The sequence below is a fragment of the Variovorax sp. J22P240 genome (assembly GCF_030316855.1).
In the GTDB taxonomy this organism is placed as follows: Bacteria; Pseudomonadota; Gammaproteobacteria; order Burkholderiales; family Burkholderiaceae_C; genus Variovorax.
In genome coordinates this window covers 37976-53909 of sequence record NZ_JASZYR010000003.1, presented here as the reverse complement: position 1 = coordinate 53909, position 15934 = coordinate 37976, and the positions used below count along the sequence as shown (strand labels likewise).

15 protein-coding genes are annotated in these 15934 nt (G+C 67.7%); 12 read left to right on the top strand and 3 right to left on the bottom strand.

Annotated features, from left to right (window positions below):
- The first annotated feature begins 8 nt into the window (after positions 1-8).
- From QTI24_RS10185 to QTI24_RS10170, 4 genes are read left to right on the top strand one after another with little or no spacing between them, the layout of a single operon-like run.
- A complete protein-coding gene (locus QTI24_RS10185; RefSeq protein ID WP_286600158.1) occupies positions 9-1481 on the top strand; it encodes a DUF1501 domain-containing protein in 1473 nt (490 codons plus the stop codon).
- Positions 1482-1529: 48 nt separating this feature from the next.
- Positions 1530-2180: a LysE family translocator gene (locus QTI24_RS10180; protein ID WP_286600156.1), complete on the top strand. Its 651-nt coding sequence runs from the start codon at positions 1530-1532 to the stop codon at positions 2178-2180.
- A gap of 13 nt (positions 2181-2193) precedes the next feature.
- The gene (locus tag QTI24_RS10175) at positions 2194-2544 is read left to right on the top strand and encodes a GFA family protein (RefSeq protein ID WP_286600154.1); all 351 of its coding nucleotides are present in this window, start codon (positions 2194-2196) and stop codon (positions 2542-2544) included.
- Positions 2544-3050, top strand: a complete 507-nt coding sequence (locus QTI24_RS10170; protein ID WP_286600152.1) for a GFA family protein — start codon at positions 2544-2546, stop codon at positions 3048-3050. The genes QTI24_RS10175 and QTI24_RS10170 overlap by 1 nt, the downstream gene beginning before the upstream one ends.
- Here the strand turns inward: QTI24_RS10170 and QTI24_RS10165 are convergent.
- Positions 2992-3822 carry an IclR family transcriptional regulator gene (locus tag QTI24_RS10165; RefSeq protein ID WP_286600151.1) on the bottom strand — a complete coding sequence of 277 codons (831 nt, stop codon included), beginning with the start codon at positions 3820-3822 and terminating at the stop codon, positions 2992-2994. The two genes, QTI24_RS10170 and QTI24_RS10165, sit on opposite strands and share 59 nt — an antisense overlap.
- A 119-nt stretch (positions 3823-3941) precedes the next feature.
- On the opposite strand from QTI24_RS10165, the gene QTI24_RS10160 reads away from it, so the two are divergent.
- From QTI24_RS10160 to fahA, 5 genes are read left to right on the top strand one after another with little or no spacing between them, the layout of a single operon-like run.
- The gene (locus tag QTI24_RS10160) at positions 3942-4901 is read left to right on the top strand and encodes an MBL fold metallo-hydrolase (RefSeq protein ID WP_286600150.1); all 960 of its coding nucleotides are present in this window, start codon (positions 3942-3944) and stop codon (positions 4899-4901) included.
- Between the two features lie 4 nt (positions 4902-4905).
- The gene (locus tag QTI24_RS10155; RefSeq protein WP_286600149.1) at positions 4906-6591 is read left to right on the top strand and encodes an FAD-dependent oxidoreductase; all 1686 of its coding nucleotides are present in this window, start codon (positions 4906-4908) and stop codon (positions 6589-6591) included.
- A 4-nt stretch (positions 6592-6595) separates the two neighbouring features.
- Complete coding sequence (locus QTI24_RS10150) at positions 6596-6787, top strand: DUF2783 domain-containing protein (RefSeq protein ID WP_286600146.1); 192 nt, start codon at positions 6596-6598, stop codon at positions 6785-6787.
- A gap of 20 nt (positions 6788-6807) precedes the next feature.
- On the top strand, positions 6808-8109 hold the full coding sequence (gene hmgA / locus QTI24_RS10145; RefSeq protein WP_286600144.1) for a homogentisate 1,2-dioxygenase: 1302 nt from the start codon (positions 6808-6810) through the stop codon (positions 8107-8109).
- Positions 8106-9380 (top strand): fumarylacetoacetase, encoded by a 1275-nt coding sequence (fahA, locus tag QTI24_RS10140; RefSeq protein ID WP_286600143.1) that lies wholly within the window; start codon positions 8106-8108, stop codon positions 9378-9380. Before hmgA ends, fahA begins: the two co-directional genes overlap by 4 nt.
- Here fahA and QTI24_RS10135 read toward each other — a convergent pair.
- A complete protein-coding gene (locus QTI24_RS10135) occupies positions 9352-10446 on the bottom strand; it encodes a GNAT family N-acetyltransferase (protein ID WP_286600141.1) in 1095 nt (364 codons plus the stop codon). The genes fahA and QTI24_RS10135 overlap by 29 nt on opposite strands.
- On the bottom strand, positions 10443-11099 hold the full coding sequence (locus QTI24_RS10130; RefSeq protein WP_286600788.1) for a response regulator: 657 nt from the start codon (positions 11097-11099) through the stop codon (positions 10443-10445). The genes QTI24_RS10135 and QTI24_RS10130 overlap by 4 nt, the downstream gene beginning before the upstream one ends.
- Before the next feature lie 92 nt (positions 11100-11191).
- Here QTI24_RS10130 and QTI24_RS10125 point away from each other — a divergent pair, with 92 nt between their 5' ends.
- The 3 genes from QTI24_RS10125 to QTI24_RS10115 all read left to right on the top strand — a co-directional run bounded on the left by QTI24_RS10125 (position 11192) and on the right by QTI24_RS10115 (position 15907).
- A complete protein-coding gene (locus QTI24_RS10125) occupies positions 11192-13243 on the top strand; it encodes an alpha/beta hydrolase family protein (protein WP_286600140.1) in 2052 nt (683 codons plus the stop codon).
- Positions 13244-13335: 92 nt separating this feature from the next.
- Complete coding sequence (locus tag QTI24_RS10120) at positions 13336-14844, top strand: DASS family sodium-coupled anion symporter (RefSeq protein WP_286600138.1); 1509 nt, start codon at positions 13336-13338, stop codon at positions 14842-14844.
- 10 nt (positions 14845-14854) lie between these two features.
- Positions 14855-15907 carry an Ldh family oxidoreductase gene (locus tag QTI24_RS10115; protein WP_286600136.1) on the top strand — a complete coding sequence of 351 codons (1053 nt, stop codon included), beginning with the start codon at positions 14855-14857 and terminating at the stop codon, positions 15905-15907.
- The last annotated feature ends 27 nt before the right edge of the window (positions 15908-15934 follow it).

The following is a 15934-nucleotide window of genomic DNA, read 5'->3' as shown; positions in this document are numbered from 1 at the left end:
ACCGCGCGATGTACCTGATCGATCCTGCCGCTCACAGCCGTCGCGCCTTCCTGCGCCGCACCGGCCAGCTGGCGATGGCCGGCACCGCCTTGCCCTTCGCGCTCAACCTGGCCGCCATGGGCGAAGCCGCCGCGCAGGCCGCGCCCGGCGATGACTACAAGGCGCTGGTGTGCGTGTTCCTCTTCGGCGGCAACGACTACGCCAACACCGTCATCACCTACGACGACCCCAGCTACACCGCCTACAGCGCCATTCGCGTTCCGCAAGCCTCGGGCGGCATCGCCATCGCCAAGAACGACATGGATGTCGCGAAGACGCTGTTGACGCCCACCACGCCATTGGCGGGCGCTCGCCAGTACGCGTTGCACCCGGCGATGACCCAACTCGCGGACCTCTTCAACGTCGACGGCAAGGTCGCGGTGCAGCTCAACGTCGGGCCGCTGGTGGTGCCGCTCAATCGTGCGCAGTACAACAACAGCAACAAGAAGCTCTACCCGCAGCCGCCCAAGCTGTTCTCGCACAACGACCAGCAGTCGACCTGGCAGTCGTCGTCGCCGGAAGGTTCGACGGTGGGCTGGGGCGGCAACCTCGGCGACCTGGCGCTGTCGCAGAACACCAACTCGCTCTTCACCTGCATGTCCGTCTCGGGCAACGCGGTGTTCCTCTCGGGCGACCAGGCGCTGCAATACCAGGTGAGCACCAGCGGCGCCGTCGGCATCAACAGCGTCAAGGGCACGAGCGGCTATGTGTCGGCCTCGGTGCGCTCCGCGATGGCGCAGCTGGTGCAGGAAGCACGCAGCCACATGCTGGAGAACGAATACAACCGCGTGACCAAGCGCGCGGTGGAAGCCGAGACGACCGTGACCGGTGCGCTCTCGGCCGCGCTCCCGGTCGATTCCTTCGGCGCGCTGAACACGAACCTCTCGCGCCAGCTGAAGATGGTGGCCCGGCTCATTCATGGCCGCACCGCGCTGGGCGTCAAGCGGCAGGTGTTCTTCGTGTCGATGGGCGGCTTCGACCTGCACGACAACCTGATTGCCAATCAGCCCGGGCTGATGCAGCAGTTGAGCGATGCGATGACCGCCTTCTACCGCCAGACGGCCGCGCTGGGCATTGCCGACAAGGTCACTGCCTTCACGGCATCGGACTTCGGCCGCACGCTGGCCAGCAACGGCAATGGCTCCGACCACGGCTGGGGCAGCCACCACTTCGTCGTCGGCGGCGCGGTCAACGGCAAGCAGTTCTACGGCACGCCGCAGGTGGTCAGCATCAACAACGACGCGAAGCTCGCCGGCTACGAAGGCCATGTGGGCCAGGGCCGGCTGATCCCGACGACCTCGGTGGACCAGTACGGCGCCACGCTCGCCAGGTGGTTCGGCGTGCCGGAGGCCGACTTGCCGGGCATCCTGCCGAACCTCAAGAACTTCGGCGGCAACGCCAACGGCATCGACTATCCCAAGAACGTCGGTTTCATGGCCTGAGGCCGTTGGAGTAATCTCCGAGCCCCGGTCCAGGGCTAGGAGACGAAATTGAACCAGTTACTCCCTTTGCTGGGTATCGCCGGCGCGCTGGCCGTCGGCGTAGTGAGCCCCGGCCCGAGCTTCGTGATGGTCGCGCGCACGGCAGTGTCGCTTTCGCGCCTGGAAGGCGTCGCCGCGGCCTTCGGCATGGGTGCGGGTGGCGCATGTTTCGCGCTCGCGGCGCTGGCCGGATTGCAGGCGCTGCTGCTGGCCGTCCCCACGCTCTTCATCGTCCTCAAAGTCGCCGGGGGGCTCTACCTGGCCTACCTCGGCGTACGGATCTGGCTCGGCGCGCGCCAGCCGCTGTCGATGGCGTCGTCGCAGTCCGGAGAGAGCGGCGAGGCCGGCGCGCGTCGCCATGCGGGCCGCTCGTTCCTCCTTGGCCTGGCCACGCAGCTGAGCAATCCCAAGACGGCCATCGTCTACGCCAGCGTGTTCGCGGCCTTCATGCCGGCTTCGCCATCGCTGGCGTTCGGGCTGGGCATCGTGGCGGTGGTCTTCGTGCTCGAAACCAGCTGGTACGCGCTGGTGGCGCTGGCCCTGTCCGCCAAGGGGCCGCAGAAAACCTATCTTCGGTACAAGGCGTGGGCCGACAGGGTGGCCGGCGCCGTCATGGTGTCATTGGGACTTCGACTCCTGGCTTCGGCCCATCGCGCATGAAAGGAGACCTGCGATGAAATACAAGGGTAGCTGCCACTGCGGCAAGATCGCTTTCGAGGTCGAGGGCGAAATCCAGGGCGCGCTGGCCTGCAACTGCTCCATGTGCCAGAGAAAGGGCTCGCTGCTGTGGTTCGTGCCACGCACGCAGTTCACGCTGCTCACGCCCGAGGACGACAACGTGGGGGCCTATCTCTTCAACAAGCACGCCATCCACCATCGCTTCTGCAAGACCTGCGGCATCCACCCTTTTGCCGAGGCCACCGATCCGAAGGGCGTACCGACCATCGCCGTCAATATCCGCTGCCTCGAAGGCATCGATCTCGATGCGGTGCCGGTGAAGCACTTCGACGGACGGTCTCGCTGATGTTCCCGCTCGAAGGAGGGTGCACCTGCCGCGCGGTGCGCTATCGGATGGCGACGGAACCGCTCTTCGTGAACTGCTGCCATTGCCGCTGGTGCCAGCGCGAAACGGGCGCGTCGTTCGCGCTCAACGCGATGATCGAGAGCGACCGCGTCGAACTGCTGCAAGGCGAGATCGAATTGGTGAATACGCCGTCGCTGAGCGGGAAGGGCCAGAAGATCGCGCGCTGCCCTCGTTGCCATATCGCGCTCTGGAGCCACTATGCGGGCGCCGGCGAAGCGGTGAAGTTCGTGCGCGTCGGCACGCTGGACACGCCCGACGCGCTGCCGCCCGATATTCACATCTTCACGACGACGAAGCAGCCGTGGGTGGTGCTGCCCCCCGGCACGCCGGTGGTGGAGGAGTACTACAGCCGGTCCGACTACTGGCCGGCCGAGAGCATCGAGCGGCTCAAGGCCTTGAAGGGACGGCCCCCAGCCGCTCCGACACCTGGTCCGCACAAGCCTTGAGGGCGCTCGCGATGTCGCCGTCCCATCGCGTGTCGAAGATGGCGGCCGGTCCGATCGCGGTGATGGCCAGCACGATGGCGCCCGTGTGATCGAAGGCGGGCGCCGACATCGCGCTCACGCCCGGCAGGATCTCGCCCTCGGAGCGGCTCAGCCCATGGGAGCGCACCTCGTGCAATTGCGCCTCGAAGGCCTTCCAGCCTGGTAGCGGCTGCACGGGCGGCATGCCCCGTTGCAGCGCGATGGCGGCGGCGCCTTTCTGCTCGCGCTGCCGCTCTTCATCCAGCAACCGCCTCACCACGGAAGCATCCAGATAGGCGCCGAAGAGCCGGCCGGACGCGGTATTGGTCAGCGAGAACACCGTGCCGTGCCGCATGTTCACGTGCAGCGGCGCCGGCGATTCGGCGATGCGCACGATGGTCGCGCCGCGGTCGCCCCAGACGGCGATGGCCACCGTCTGGCCGATCTGCTGCGCCAGTTCGGCGATCAGCGGCGTCGCGATGTGCACGGGATTGGCTTGCTGCAGGCTGATCAAACCCAGTTGCAAGGCGAGCGGTCCAAGCAGATAGTGGCCGCTGGTGCGGTCCTGCTCGATCAGCCCGAGGCGGCCAAAGCTGACCATGTAGGGATGCGCCTTGGCGGGGGACATCTCGGCCTCGCGCGCCAGGTCCTTCAGGGCCATCGGCCGGCCGTGGTGCACCAGGGCGCGCAGCAGCTGGCCGCCCACCTCGATGCTCTGGATGCCGCGTTGCGCGCGGTCGCTGTCTGAGTTCATGGCCTTGCTCGTCGTTCGTTCATGCAGAAGACATTAGACATTATCCAATCCTCGAATTACACTCCGTTCATTCGTCCCATGCGAATTCGTTCACTTTAGACAAATCAAGGAGACCCACGATGTCAGAGACCAAGAAGTTCGCCAGTCAGGCCGACCTGGAAGAAAAGAAGATCACCTTCAGCCAGATTTCGGAACATGCCTGGGCCTACACGGCCGAGGGCGACCCCAACACCGGCATCGTGATCGGCGACGACTGCGTGCTCGTGGCCGACACCCAGGCCACGCCCGCCATGGCGGCCGACGTGGTGCGCCGCATCCGCGAAGTGACCGACAAGCCCATCAAGTACGTGGTGCTCACGCACTACCACGCCGTGCGCGTGCTGGGCGCCGCCGGCTACAAGCCCGAGCACATCATTTCAAGCCAGGACACGCGCGACCTCATCGTCGAGCGCGGCGAGCAGGACAAGGCCAGCGAGATCGGCCGCTTCCCGCGCCTCTTCCAGAACGTCGAGACCGTTCCGCCGGGGCTCACCTGGCCCACCATGACCTTCACCGGCAAGATGACGCTGTGGCTCGGCCAACTCGAAGTGCAGCTGATTCAGCTCGGCCGCGGCCACACCAAGGGCGACACCGTCGTCTGGCTGCCGCAGGAGCGCACGCTGCTCTCGGGCGACCTCGTCGAGTTCGACGCCACGCCCTACGCCGGCGACGCCTACTTCCAGGACTGGCCGCAGACGCTGGACAACATCACCGCCCTGCAGCCCAAGGCGCTGGTGCCCGGTCGCGGCGCGGCGCTCACCACGCCCGAGGAAGTGGCCAAGGGTTTGGCCGGCACGCGCAGCTTCATCGCCGATGTCTACAGCAGCGTGCAGGAAGGCGTGAAGGCGGGCCGCGACCTGAATGCGGTCTACAAGGACACCTACGCCAGGCTCAAGCCCAAGTACAGCCAGTGGGTCATCTTCGACCACTGCATGCCCTTCGACGTGAGCCGCGCCTACGACGAAGCGTCGGGCCATGCCGACCCGCGCATCTGGACCGCAGAGCGCGACATCGAAATGTGGAAAACGCTCGAAGGCTGAAGCCATGGGGGCCTCTGCAACGACCGCCGAAGCACCGATCGACTACCAGTCGCTGCGCTTCGACTACCGCCGGCACGCGGACCAGGACGCCGCATCGCCAGCCCGCCATCCCGTCGTGGTCGTCGGCGCGGGCCCCGTGGGGCTCGCCCTTGCGATCGACCTCGCGCAGCGGCAGATCCCCGTCGTGCTGCTCGACAACGACTGCACGCTCTCGACCGGCTCGCGCGCCATCTGCTTCGCCAAGCGCACGCTGGAGGTCTTCGACCGCCTTGGCTGCGCCGACCGCATGGTCGACAAAGGCGTGTCGTGGCACGTGGGCAAGGTGTTCTTCAAGGACGAGCAGGTCTACCGCTTCGACCTGCTGCCCGAGGCCGGGCACGAGCGGCCGGCCTTCATCAACCTGCAGCAGTACTACGTCGAAGGCTATCTGTCGGAGCGCGCGGCGGAACTGCCGCTGATCGACCTGCGCTGGAACAACAAGGTCATCGGCGTCGAACAGGCCACGGACCACGCGCTACTGACCATCGAAACGCCGGAAGGCAACTATCAGTTGGCCGGCGAGTACGTCGCTGCCTGTGACGGCTCGCGCTCCAACCTGCGTCAGCTGCTCGGACAGGAGGCCAAGGGCCGCGTGTTCCGCGACCGCTTCCTGATCGCCGACGTGAACATGGACGCCGACCTGCCGACCGAGCGCCGCTTTTGGTTCGATCCGCCTTTCCATCCCGGCCAGAGTGTGCTGCTTCACAAGCAGGCCGACGGCATGTGGCGTGTCGACTTCCAGCTCGGCTGGGATGCCGACCCGGTGGAGGAGCGCAAGCACGAGAACATCATCCCGCGCGTGCGTGCGCTGCTCGACAGCATCGGCCACGAGAAGGTCCAGTTCCAGATCGGCTGGGCCAGCGTCTACACCTTCGCCTGCCAGCGCATGGAGCATTTCCGCCACGGGCGTGTGCTGTTCGCGGGCGACTCCGCGCACGGCGTCTCGCCCTTCGGCGCGCGCGGCGCGAACTCCGGCGTGCAGGACGCCGACAACCTGGCATGGAAGGTCGCCGCGGTGCTCCAGCGCGAAGCGCCCGACGCGCTGCTCGACAGCTACGCGAGCGAGCGTGAATACGCGGCCGACGAGAACATCCGCAACTCGACCCGCGCGACCGACTTCATCACGCCCAAGAGCGAGGTCAGCCGGTTGTTCCGCGATGCGGTGCTGGAGCTTTCCAAGCGCCATGCCTTTGCGCGCGCGCTGGTGAACAGCGGGCGCTTGTCGGTTCCGACCACCCTGCGCGGCTCGCCGCTGAACACGCCCGACGTCGATGCCTTCGTCGGGCCGATGGTGCCCGGCGCGCCGGCCGCCGATGCGCCGATCGTGTGCGCCGATGGCGGCACGGGCTGGCTGCTGCGCGAGCTGTGTCCCGCGTCGCCCTCCGAGGCCAGAACGCGCTTCACGGCGCTTGTCTTCGGCGAAGGCGAGGTGACGGAACAAAGCCTGCGTGTGCTCGCGCAAGCCGACCTGCCCCTGCACATCGTGCGAGTGGCGGCCACCGGCGAGGGCGAACTGGCGGCGCACCGTTACGACGCGCAACCCGGCACCGTCTATCTGCTGCGCCCCGACCAGCACGTGTGCGCACGCTGGCGGAACCCCACCCCCCAGGCCGTGCGCGCGGCGCGTGACCGTGCGATGGCAAAGGCATAGAGCCATGGAACTGATCACCACACCGAACCTGGACGCGCCCGATGACTTCTACGAGGCGCTGATCGAAGCACACCAGGGCCTGTCGACCGAAGAGAGCCACGCCTTCAACGCGCGCCTCGTGCTCGTGCTGGCCAATCACATCGGCTCGACCGCCGTTCTGCGTCAGGCCTTCGAGGCCTCCGCGCCATCCCGCTGAATTTCAAGGCAGAGGACACCATGACCCAAGCATCCGCCGATCTCCGCTACCAGAGCGGCTTCGGCAACGAATACGCCACCGAGGCCGTCCCCGGCGCCTTGCCGCAGGGCCGCAACAGCCCGCAGCGCGCGCCCTTCGACCTGTATCCGGAACTGATCTCGGGCACCGCCTTCACCGCGCCGCGTCACGAGAACCGGCGCACGTGGATGTACCGCCGCCAGCCCTCCGTGGTGTCCGGCCGCTACAAGCCGTACGCGCAGGCGCAATGGACGACGGGCGCGAACCGCGAGATCGCGCTGCCGCCCGAGCCGCTGCGCTGGGCACCGATTCCGCTGGACAAGGCGGACGTCGATTTCATCGACGGCGTCCACACGCTGGCCGCCAATGGCGATGCCGAAGCGCAAACCGGGATCGCCGCGCACGTCTATCTCGCGAGCCGCTCGATGGAGCGCCGCGCCCTCGTCAATGCCGATGGCGAGATGCTCTTCGTGCCGCAGCAAGGCCGGCTGGTCATCACCACCGAGATGGGCGTGCTCGAAGTCAAGCCCGGCGAGATCGCGCTGGTGCCGCGTGGCGTTGTGTTCAAGGTCGCGCTGCCCGACGGCTTGTCGCGCGGCTACCTCTGCGAGAACTACGGCGCGCAGTTCCGTCTGCCCGAGTTGGGCCCGATCGGCTCGAACGGCCTCGCCAACGCGCGTGATTTCCAGGCCCCGGTCGCCGCCTTCGAGGATGCGAGCGTCGGCTACGAACTGGTCAAGAAATCGGGCGGGCGCTTCTGGTCCGCGCCGACGAGGCAATCGCCCTTCAACGTCGTCGCATGGCACGGCAACCTCTCGCCGGTGAAGTACGACACGGCGCACTTCATGACCATCGGATCGATCAGCTTCGACCATCCGGACCCGTCGATCTTCACCGTGCTCACCTCGCCGAGCGACACGCCCGGCACGGCCAACTGCGACTTCGTGATCTTCCCGCCGCGCTGGCTGGTGATGGAGGACACCTTCCGTCCGCCCTGGTACCACCGCAACCTCATGAGCGAGTTCATGGGCCTGGTCTACGGCGAGTACGACGCCAAGCCCGGCGGCTTCAAGCCGGGCGGCGCGAGCCTGCACAACTGCATGGTGCCGCACGGCCCCGACGAGGAAGCCTTCGAGAGAGCGAGCCACAGCGACCTCAAGCCGCAGAAGCTCGACAACACGCTGGCCTTCATGTTCGAGAGCCGCTACCGCTTCATTCCCACCGAGTTCGCGATGCAAAGCCCCGCGCTCGACCAGGACTACGCCGACTGCTGGGCCGGCCTCAAGGATCAATACAAGCCATGAACACATTGAACGCAACCCACGACCCGAAGCTGCGCAGCTGGGTGGCCTCGGCCAACGAGGCCGGCTGCGACTTTCCGATCCAGAACCTGCCGTTCGGGCGCTTCCGGCCGGCCCGAAGCAGCGAAGGCTTCCGCATCGGTGTCGCGATCGGCGACCAGGTGCTCGACCTGAAGGCCGCGGGGCTCGTGGACACCGATGACATGAACGTGCTGCTGGCGCAAGACGCCACCGAGCGGCAGGCACTGCGCGCTGCCCTTTCCGAAGGCCTGCGTGAAGGCAGCGCGAAGCAGGCGGCGTGGAGCAAGGCCCTGCTCGCGCAGTCGGCCGTCGAGCTCACTGTGCCCTGCCGCATCGGCGACTACACCGACTTCTACACCGGCATCCACCACGCCACCACGGTCGGCAAGCTGTTCCGCCCGGACCAGCCGCTGATGCCCAACTACAAGTGGGTGCCCATCGGCTATCACGGCCGTGCGTCGTCGATCCGCGTGAGCGGCCAGCGCTTCAAGCGCCCGCAGGGCCAGACCAAGGCGCCCGATGCGGAGGCGCCGAGCTTCGGCCCTTCCAAGCGGCTCGACTATGAGCTGGAGCTGGGCTTCGTCGTCGGCCAGGGCAATGCGCTCGGAGAGCCGATCGCCATCGCCAACGCCGAACAGCACCTGTTCGGCGTGACGCTGCTCAATGACTGGTCCGCGCGCGACTTGCAGGCCTGGGAGTACCAGCCGCTCGGACCCTTCCTGTCGAAGAGCTTCGCGAGCACGCTGTCGCCCTGGATCGTGACGATGGAAGCGCTCGCGCCCTTCCGCGCGGGGTTCGAGCGACCGGCCGGCGACCCCCGGCCCCTGCCCTACCTCGACTCGCCCGCCAACAGCGAAGCAGGCGCGCTCGACATCACGTTGGAAGTCTGGCTGCAGACCGCGAAGATGCGCGAAGCCGGCGAGGGCGCCGTGCGGCTCACGCGCGGCAACACCACGCAAGCCGCCTACTGGACCGCCGCGCAACTCGTCACGCACCACACCGTGAACGGCTGCAATCTGCAGCCGGGCGACCTGCTCGGTTCCGGCACCCTGTCGGGCCCGAAACCCGACGAAGCCGGCTCGCTGCTCGAACTCACCCTGGGCGGCAAGCACCCGATCACGCTGCCCAACGGCGAGCGCCGCACCTTCCTCGAAGACGGCGACACCCTGAGCCTGCGCGGCTACTGCGAACGCGCAGGCGCCGTGCGCATCGGCCTGGGGGAAGTCAGCGGGACGGTGCTGGCGGCAGCCTGACCCCGCGCGGCTCGCCGAGCCGCGTCCGCAGGCTCTCGCGGTCGATCTGGTAGCTGACGGTCTGGCGGTAGACCGCGAAGCCGAGCCGGTGGTTGATCGACAGCATCGGCGCATTCACTTCGGCGTTGTGCGTCACGATCATCCGGACCTCCGGATGACGCTCGCGCACCAGCTTCAGCATCGCAGCCTTCACGCCCTTGGCGAGACCCTTGCCACGCCAGGGGCGCGCCACGGCAGTGAGGGCCTGGAACACGCGGTCCGGAAAGCGCTTCTCCCAGTGGGCATTGCAGACGGCAGCCACTTCATCGCCGTCGAGCAGCATCACCACCAGATGCTCTCCACCGCTGCGATCCATTTCCTCGTACCAGCTCCTATGTGCCGGCAGTTCGTAGCGGATGGCCGGCAGGTCGAGCGCGCCCAACGGCATGTCGCCGATGAGCACGGTGAACGGCGCCATCAGGCTCTCGAGGCGGTCGAGCGGTACTCGCCCGGCGTGGATCTCCCAGCGCAGGCGCGCGCCCGACGCTGAGGTCGCGTCGGCCTGCCAGCGGTCGAGCGCGTCCCAGTCCAGTCCGTCGAGCGGGAGGCGATTCTCGACCGCCCGGTGCTTTTCCGTGGCACCCATCGCCTGCAGGAATGCGTTGGCTTCAGGGGCAGGGGCACCGAGTGTCGCCGTGGTCTTGCCGTGCTCCTGCATGAAGGCCAGCAACGCGCCGAGCAAGGCAGTGGCGATGCCCTGTCGGCGGTACGCTTGCATCACGCCCCCACCGGCGAAGACGAAGGGCGCGAAGCTTTCGTAGTCGGGCGTTCCTGCGCGGCGGAATTCGAGCAGCAGGTTGCCGACCACCCGGTCGCCGTGCAGCGCGATCACCCTGCGCGATTCGTCCGTCGGCCGACGTCGGCGCAGCTGATGCTCGAAATCGGCGTCGCCCAGGATCGGCTCACCGGGGATGTCCTCCTCGGCGCGGATCCTCCGGTACGCGTGGTACGCCGCCCATTGCGCGGCCGTCGCGTGATGGGGGTCGAAGGGGACGATGTCGATCGGCTGGTGCGGCATCTCTTTCATGACGCGAGCATGTAGCCCACGCCGCGCACCGTGTGCACCCGCTCGCCGCCGATCTTGCGGCGCAGGTTCGACACATGTACCTCGATCGCGGCAAAGTCCAGCGGCTCGCCGAGGGGTTCGAGCTTCTTCGCCAGCACGCCCTTGGCGACCACCGCGCCCGGCTCGCGTGCCAGTTCCAGCAGCAGGCGGAATTCGCGCGGCGACAGCTCCAGCGGCGCGCCGTGGAGCGAGGCCCGGTGCCGCCGCGGCTCGATCGCCAGCGCGCCGAGGCTCCAGATTTCGCTGGCCTGCCGCGCGGACCGGCGCAGCACGGCGCGGATGCGCGAGATCAGCTCCACCGTGGCAAAGGGCTTGATGACGAAATCGTCGGCGCCGCCATCGAGCCCGGCCAGCCGGTCCTCGACCGCGGAGCGTGCGGTGATCACGATCACTGGCAGCAGCGACCCCTCGCGCCGCCAGCGCTTCAACAGGTCGAACCCGCTGCCGTCTGGCAAGGAGAGGTCGAGCAGCACGCAATCGAACACGCTGCCGTCGAGCACGCGTGGAGCGTCGGCGGCCCGTCGGCGCCATTCGCTGCTGAGCCCGTCGACCTTCAGCGCGGCCTGCAAGGCGCGGCCCAAGTCGAGGTCGTCTTCGATCAGCAGAATGTGCACGCGGCGATTGTGCATGGCCAACCTTTGGCTTTGCCCAAGGTTGCCTCCCTCACAATTTCCGGAACAACACCGACTTGAAGAGGGAGACAGTCATGCGCTTGGCATCGCGTTGGATGGCCGCTGCGGCGGCCTTGTCGGCTGTGCTGGCGCTTGGCGCCTGTGCCACGGCCCCCACCGATCCCGCGCTGGTCGCGGCGCAGAAGGAGGGCGCATTGCCGCCCCTGGTGCCGCTGCGGCGCTTCGTCGCGAACGTGGACTACGTCGACGGCCATGCGCTGTCGCCCGATGCGAAGAAACTGCTCTGGGTGCAGGTCGTGGGCACCGACATCGGGCTCGGGGTACGCCCCACGGCTGACGCTGCCGACACCGCCGGCCGTGGCGTCAAGACCTTCGCGACCGGCACCCTCGCACGCCCCTTCGTGTCCGGCCCCACCTATTCATGGCTGGCGGACAGCCGGCATGTTGCCTACATCAAGGACTTCAGCGGCGACGAGAACACCCAGCTCTTCGTGGTCGACAGCGAACAGCCGGACGCCAGGCCCTGGGCGGTGACGCCCTGGCCCGGCGTGCGTTCGACTTACGTCGCGCGAGGGGCGGCGGGCAGCACGCGCTTCTTCTTCACGACCAACCGGCGCGACCGCGCGAGCATGGACCTGTTCGAGGGTGACGCCGCGACGCGCACCGTGCGCGAAGTTGCGCGCAGCGAGGGTGACGGTCGCGTGCTGGCCTGGATGATCGGCACCGACGACCAACTCGCCGGCCGCACGCGCCAGCTCGGCAGCGCCGACGGTTCCGACGTGGCGATCGAGCTGAAGAATCCCGACGGCAGCTGGCGCCTGCTGCGGACCGTGAAGGCCTTCGATTTCTTCTGGCCGCACCGCATCGACCTGGGCAGCGGCAAGGTCTGGGCCATGACCAACATCGGCCGTGACAAGGCCGCGCTGGTGGAGATCGACCTGGCCGGCGGCAGCGAGCGCGTGCTGGCCGAGGACGGCGAGGTCGATCTCGACTCAGCGCACTACCCGCCGAGGCAGGGCGCTCCCTACGCCTACGGCATCGAGCCGGGCCTGCCGCGCTTCGTCTACCTCGATGCCGCGCTCGGCGCCGACGTGGCCCAGGCGGTGCAGACCGCGCGCGGCCGTGGCTGGCTCGACAGCGAGCCCGTGCTCACCCGGCCTTCGAGCGTGGCCGAGGATTCGCGGCGGATGGTGCTGCGCGCCGTGACCGGGGACGAAGGCGTCGAGATGCTGCTCGACCGCGACACGCAGCAACTCAGCCGTCTGACCCCTCCGCGCAAGCCCGACCCCGGCCTCTTCTCGCCTGTGGAACCGTTCTCCTTCAAGGCGTCGGACGGGCTCACGGTGCACGGCTACGTGGTGCGTCCGCGCGGCGTGAAGGGGCCGGCGCCACTGGTCATCGACATCCATGGCGGCCCATGGGGGCGCGACCGCTGGCAGGCGGCCGGCTTCACGAACACGCAGATGCTCGCCAATCGCGGCTACGCGGTGCTCCACGTCAACTACCGCGGTTCGACCGGCTACGGCCGCGCCTTCATGCTGGCGGGCGCGCATGAATACAACCGGCGCATGCAGAGCGACATCGCCGAGGCCGCGCAATGGGCCATCGACCAGGGCATTGCCGACCCGAAGCGCATGGCCGTCTTCGGTGCCAGCTTCGGCGGCTTCTCGGTGCTGGCGCAGTTGATCCAGAAGCGGCACGACTACCGCTGCGGCATCGATGTGGTGGGTGTCGCCAACTGGCCCCGCGTGATCGAGAACTGGCCGCCGTTCTGGCGCAACCGGCACTACTTCGCGATGACCTTCGGCGACGTGGAGAAGCCCGCCGAGCGCGCGGAGATGCTCGCCAACTCGCCGATCTCGCAGATCGACCGCATCACGGCGCCGCTGCTGGTCATCCACGGCAGCAACGACGTCCGCGTGCTGCGCCAGGATTCCGACGACGTGGTGGCCGAGCTGCGGCGCCTCGGCCGGCCCGTGCAGTACATGACTTTCGCGGACGAGGGCCACAGCGTGCGCAAGTGGCGCAACCGGCTGGCGCTGTGGCGGGAAGTGGAGGACACGCTGGCGGGTTGCCTGGGCGGGCGCAGCAACGGGTTTGATTTCTATCAGTTGATGCCGCGGTGAGGGAGGGGGCGCAAGGCAGTGCCCCTACGGCCATTTGACGGCCTGGCGATTTGACCTTAGGTTGGATGCCTTGCACCAACGGAAGGCACTCCATGAGCCTTGGTACGAACGAACCTGCGCTCCCGCAAGCCAAGGCTGTCGAGGCGCCACGCAAGCCCGTTCCGTGGGGCCTCTACATCGCCGCGGCGGCGATGCTCGGGGTGCTGGCCCTGCCCCTCCCCGAGGGCCTGCCGGTCGCCGGGCATCGCATGCTGGCCATCCTCGTCTTCGCAGTGATCGTCTGGATCAGCGAAGCGGTGAGCTACGAGGCCAGCGCCATCATGATCACTTCGCTGATCGCCGCGCTGATCGGACTTGCGCCCAAGGTGAGCGACCCCTCCGCCACCTACGGCACGGGGGCGGCCCTGGGCATGGCGCTTGCCGGGTTCTCCAGCACGGCGCTGGCGCTGGTGGGGGCCGCGCTGTGCATCGCCGCCGCCATGACCATCACCGGGCTCGACCGGCGCATCGCGCTGGTCACGCTCTCCACCATCGGCACCAGCACGCGGCGCATCCTGATCGGCAGCATCGCGGTCACGATCGTCCTGTCGCTCGTGGTGCCGAGCGCGACAGCACGCAGCGCCTGCGTGGTCCCGATCATGATGGGCGTCATCCTGGCTTTCGGCGTCGATCGCCGCTCGAACATCGCCGCTGGCATCATGATCACCGTGGCGATGGCCACCAGCGTCTGGAACGTCGGCATACAGACCGCCGCCGCGCAGAACCTCCTGACCGTGGGCTTCATGGACAAACTGCTGGGCGAGCGCGTCAGCTGGATCCAGTGGCTGATCGCCGGCGCGCCCTGGGCCGTCGTGATGTCGATCGTGCTGTACTTCCTCGTGCGCTGGCTGCTGCCGCCCGAGGCGGAAGCGATCGCCGGCGGCAAGGAAGCGGTGCAGCGCGAACTGAGCGCGCTGGGTCCGATGACCGGTCCGCAGAAGCGGTTGGCCGCGGTGTCGATCGCCCTGCTGCTGTTCTGGTCCACCGAGGGCAAGCTGCACGACATCGACACGGCCACCATCACTTACGTCGGCCTCGTGGTGCTCATGCTGCCGCGGCTCGGCGTGATGGACTGGAAGACGCTCCAGGGGCGCATCCCCTGGGGCACGCTGATCGTCTTCGGCGTGGGCATCAGCCTCGGGACCGCGTTGCTCACGACGCAAGCCGGCCAGTGGCTGGGCGCCTTCGTCGTTGCGCACTCCGGCTTGGCCACGCAGGGGCCGGTGGCGGTGTTCGCCGTGCTGGCCGCGTTCCTGATCCTGATCCACCTGGGCTTCGCCAGCGCGACCGCGCTCACTGCGGCGCTCCTGCCCATCTTGATTTCCGTGCTGCAGACACTGCCCGGCGACTTCAACAAGGTCGGCATGACGATGTTGCTCGGCTTTACCGTCAGTTTCGGCTTCATCCTGCCGATCAATGCCCCGCAGAACATGGTGTGCCTGGGCACCGAGACATTCAATGGCAAGCAGTTTGCGCGCGTGGGCGTTCCCGTCACGGTGGTCGGATACCTGCTGATGCTGGTGTTCGCGGTGACCTATTGGCGCTGGCTCGGCTGGACCTGAAGGAGTCGTCATGAAGATCACGCTGGAAGGCGCCCGTTCGCTGGGTGCGCAACTGCTCGCGGCGCAGGGTGTGCCGGACGACATCGCCGCGGATGTGGCCGAGCACCTCGTCGAATCGGACCGCTGCGGCTATACGAGCCACGGGCTGTCGATCCTGCCCAGTTACCGCAACTCGCTCCAGCGCGGCCACCTGCAGGCCGCCTCGCGTGCCGAGTGCATCTCCGATCGCGGCGGACTGCTGGTGTTCGATGGTCATTCGGGGTTTGGGCAGCACGTAGGCAAGACCGTGATGCAGGCGGGCATCGAGCGCGTGCGGCAGACCGGCCACTGCATCCTCACGCTCAGGCGATCCCATCATCTCGGCCGGATGGGCCACTACGGAGAAATGGCGGCAGCGGCGGGATTCGTGTTGCTGAGCTTCACCAACGTCATCAACCGCCCCCCGATGGTCGCGCCCTACGGCGGCAAGGTGGCGCGCCTGACCACCAACCCGCTGTGCTTTGCCGGCCCGATGCCCAACGGCCGTCCTCCGCTGGTGGTCGACATCGCGACCAGCGCCGTCGCCTTCAACAAGACGCGCGTGGCGGCCGAAAAGGGCGAGCCGCTGCCGGAGGGATGCATCATCGACGCCGACGGCTTGCCGACCACCGATCCCTCCGTGATGTTCGCCGACCCGCCCGGCGCATTGCTGCCTTTCGGCGGGCACAAGGGCTACGCGCTGGGCGTCGTCGCGGAATTGCTCGCCGGCGTGCTCTCGGGCGGCGGCACGATCCAGCCCGACAACCCGCGCGATGGCATGGCCGTCAACAACATGTTCGCGGTGCTGATCGATCCTGGGCTGGAGTTCGGGCAGGAATGGAAAAGCGCGGAGGTCGAGGGCTTCCTCAACTACCTGCACGAAACACCGACTTCGCCCGGCTTCGATCGCGTGCAGTATCCCGGCGAATTCGAAGCGCAGCACAGGGAACGCAACGCGACCCATCTGGAGATCGCGCCGGCGATCTGGAACTCGCTGTCGCGCCTCGCGGAGTCGCTCGCCGTGCCTGTGCCGGCTCAAGCCTGATTCGGTGCGCGAATCGGGCGTGTTCCA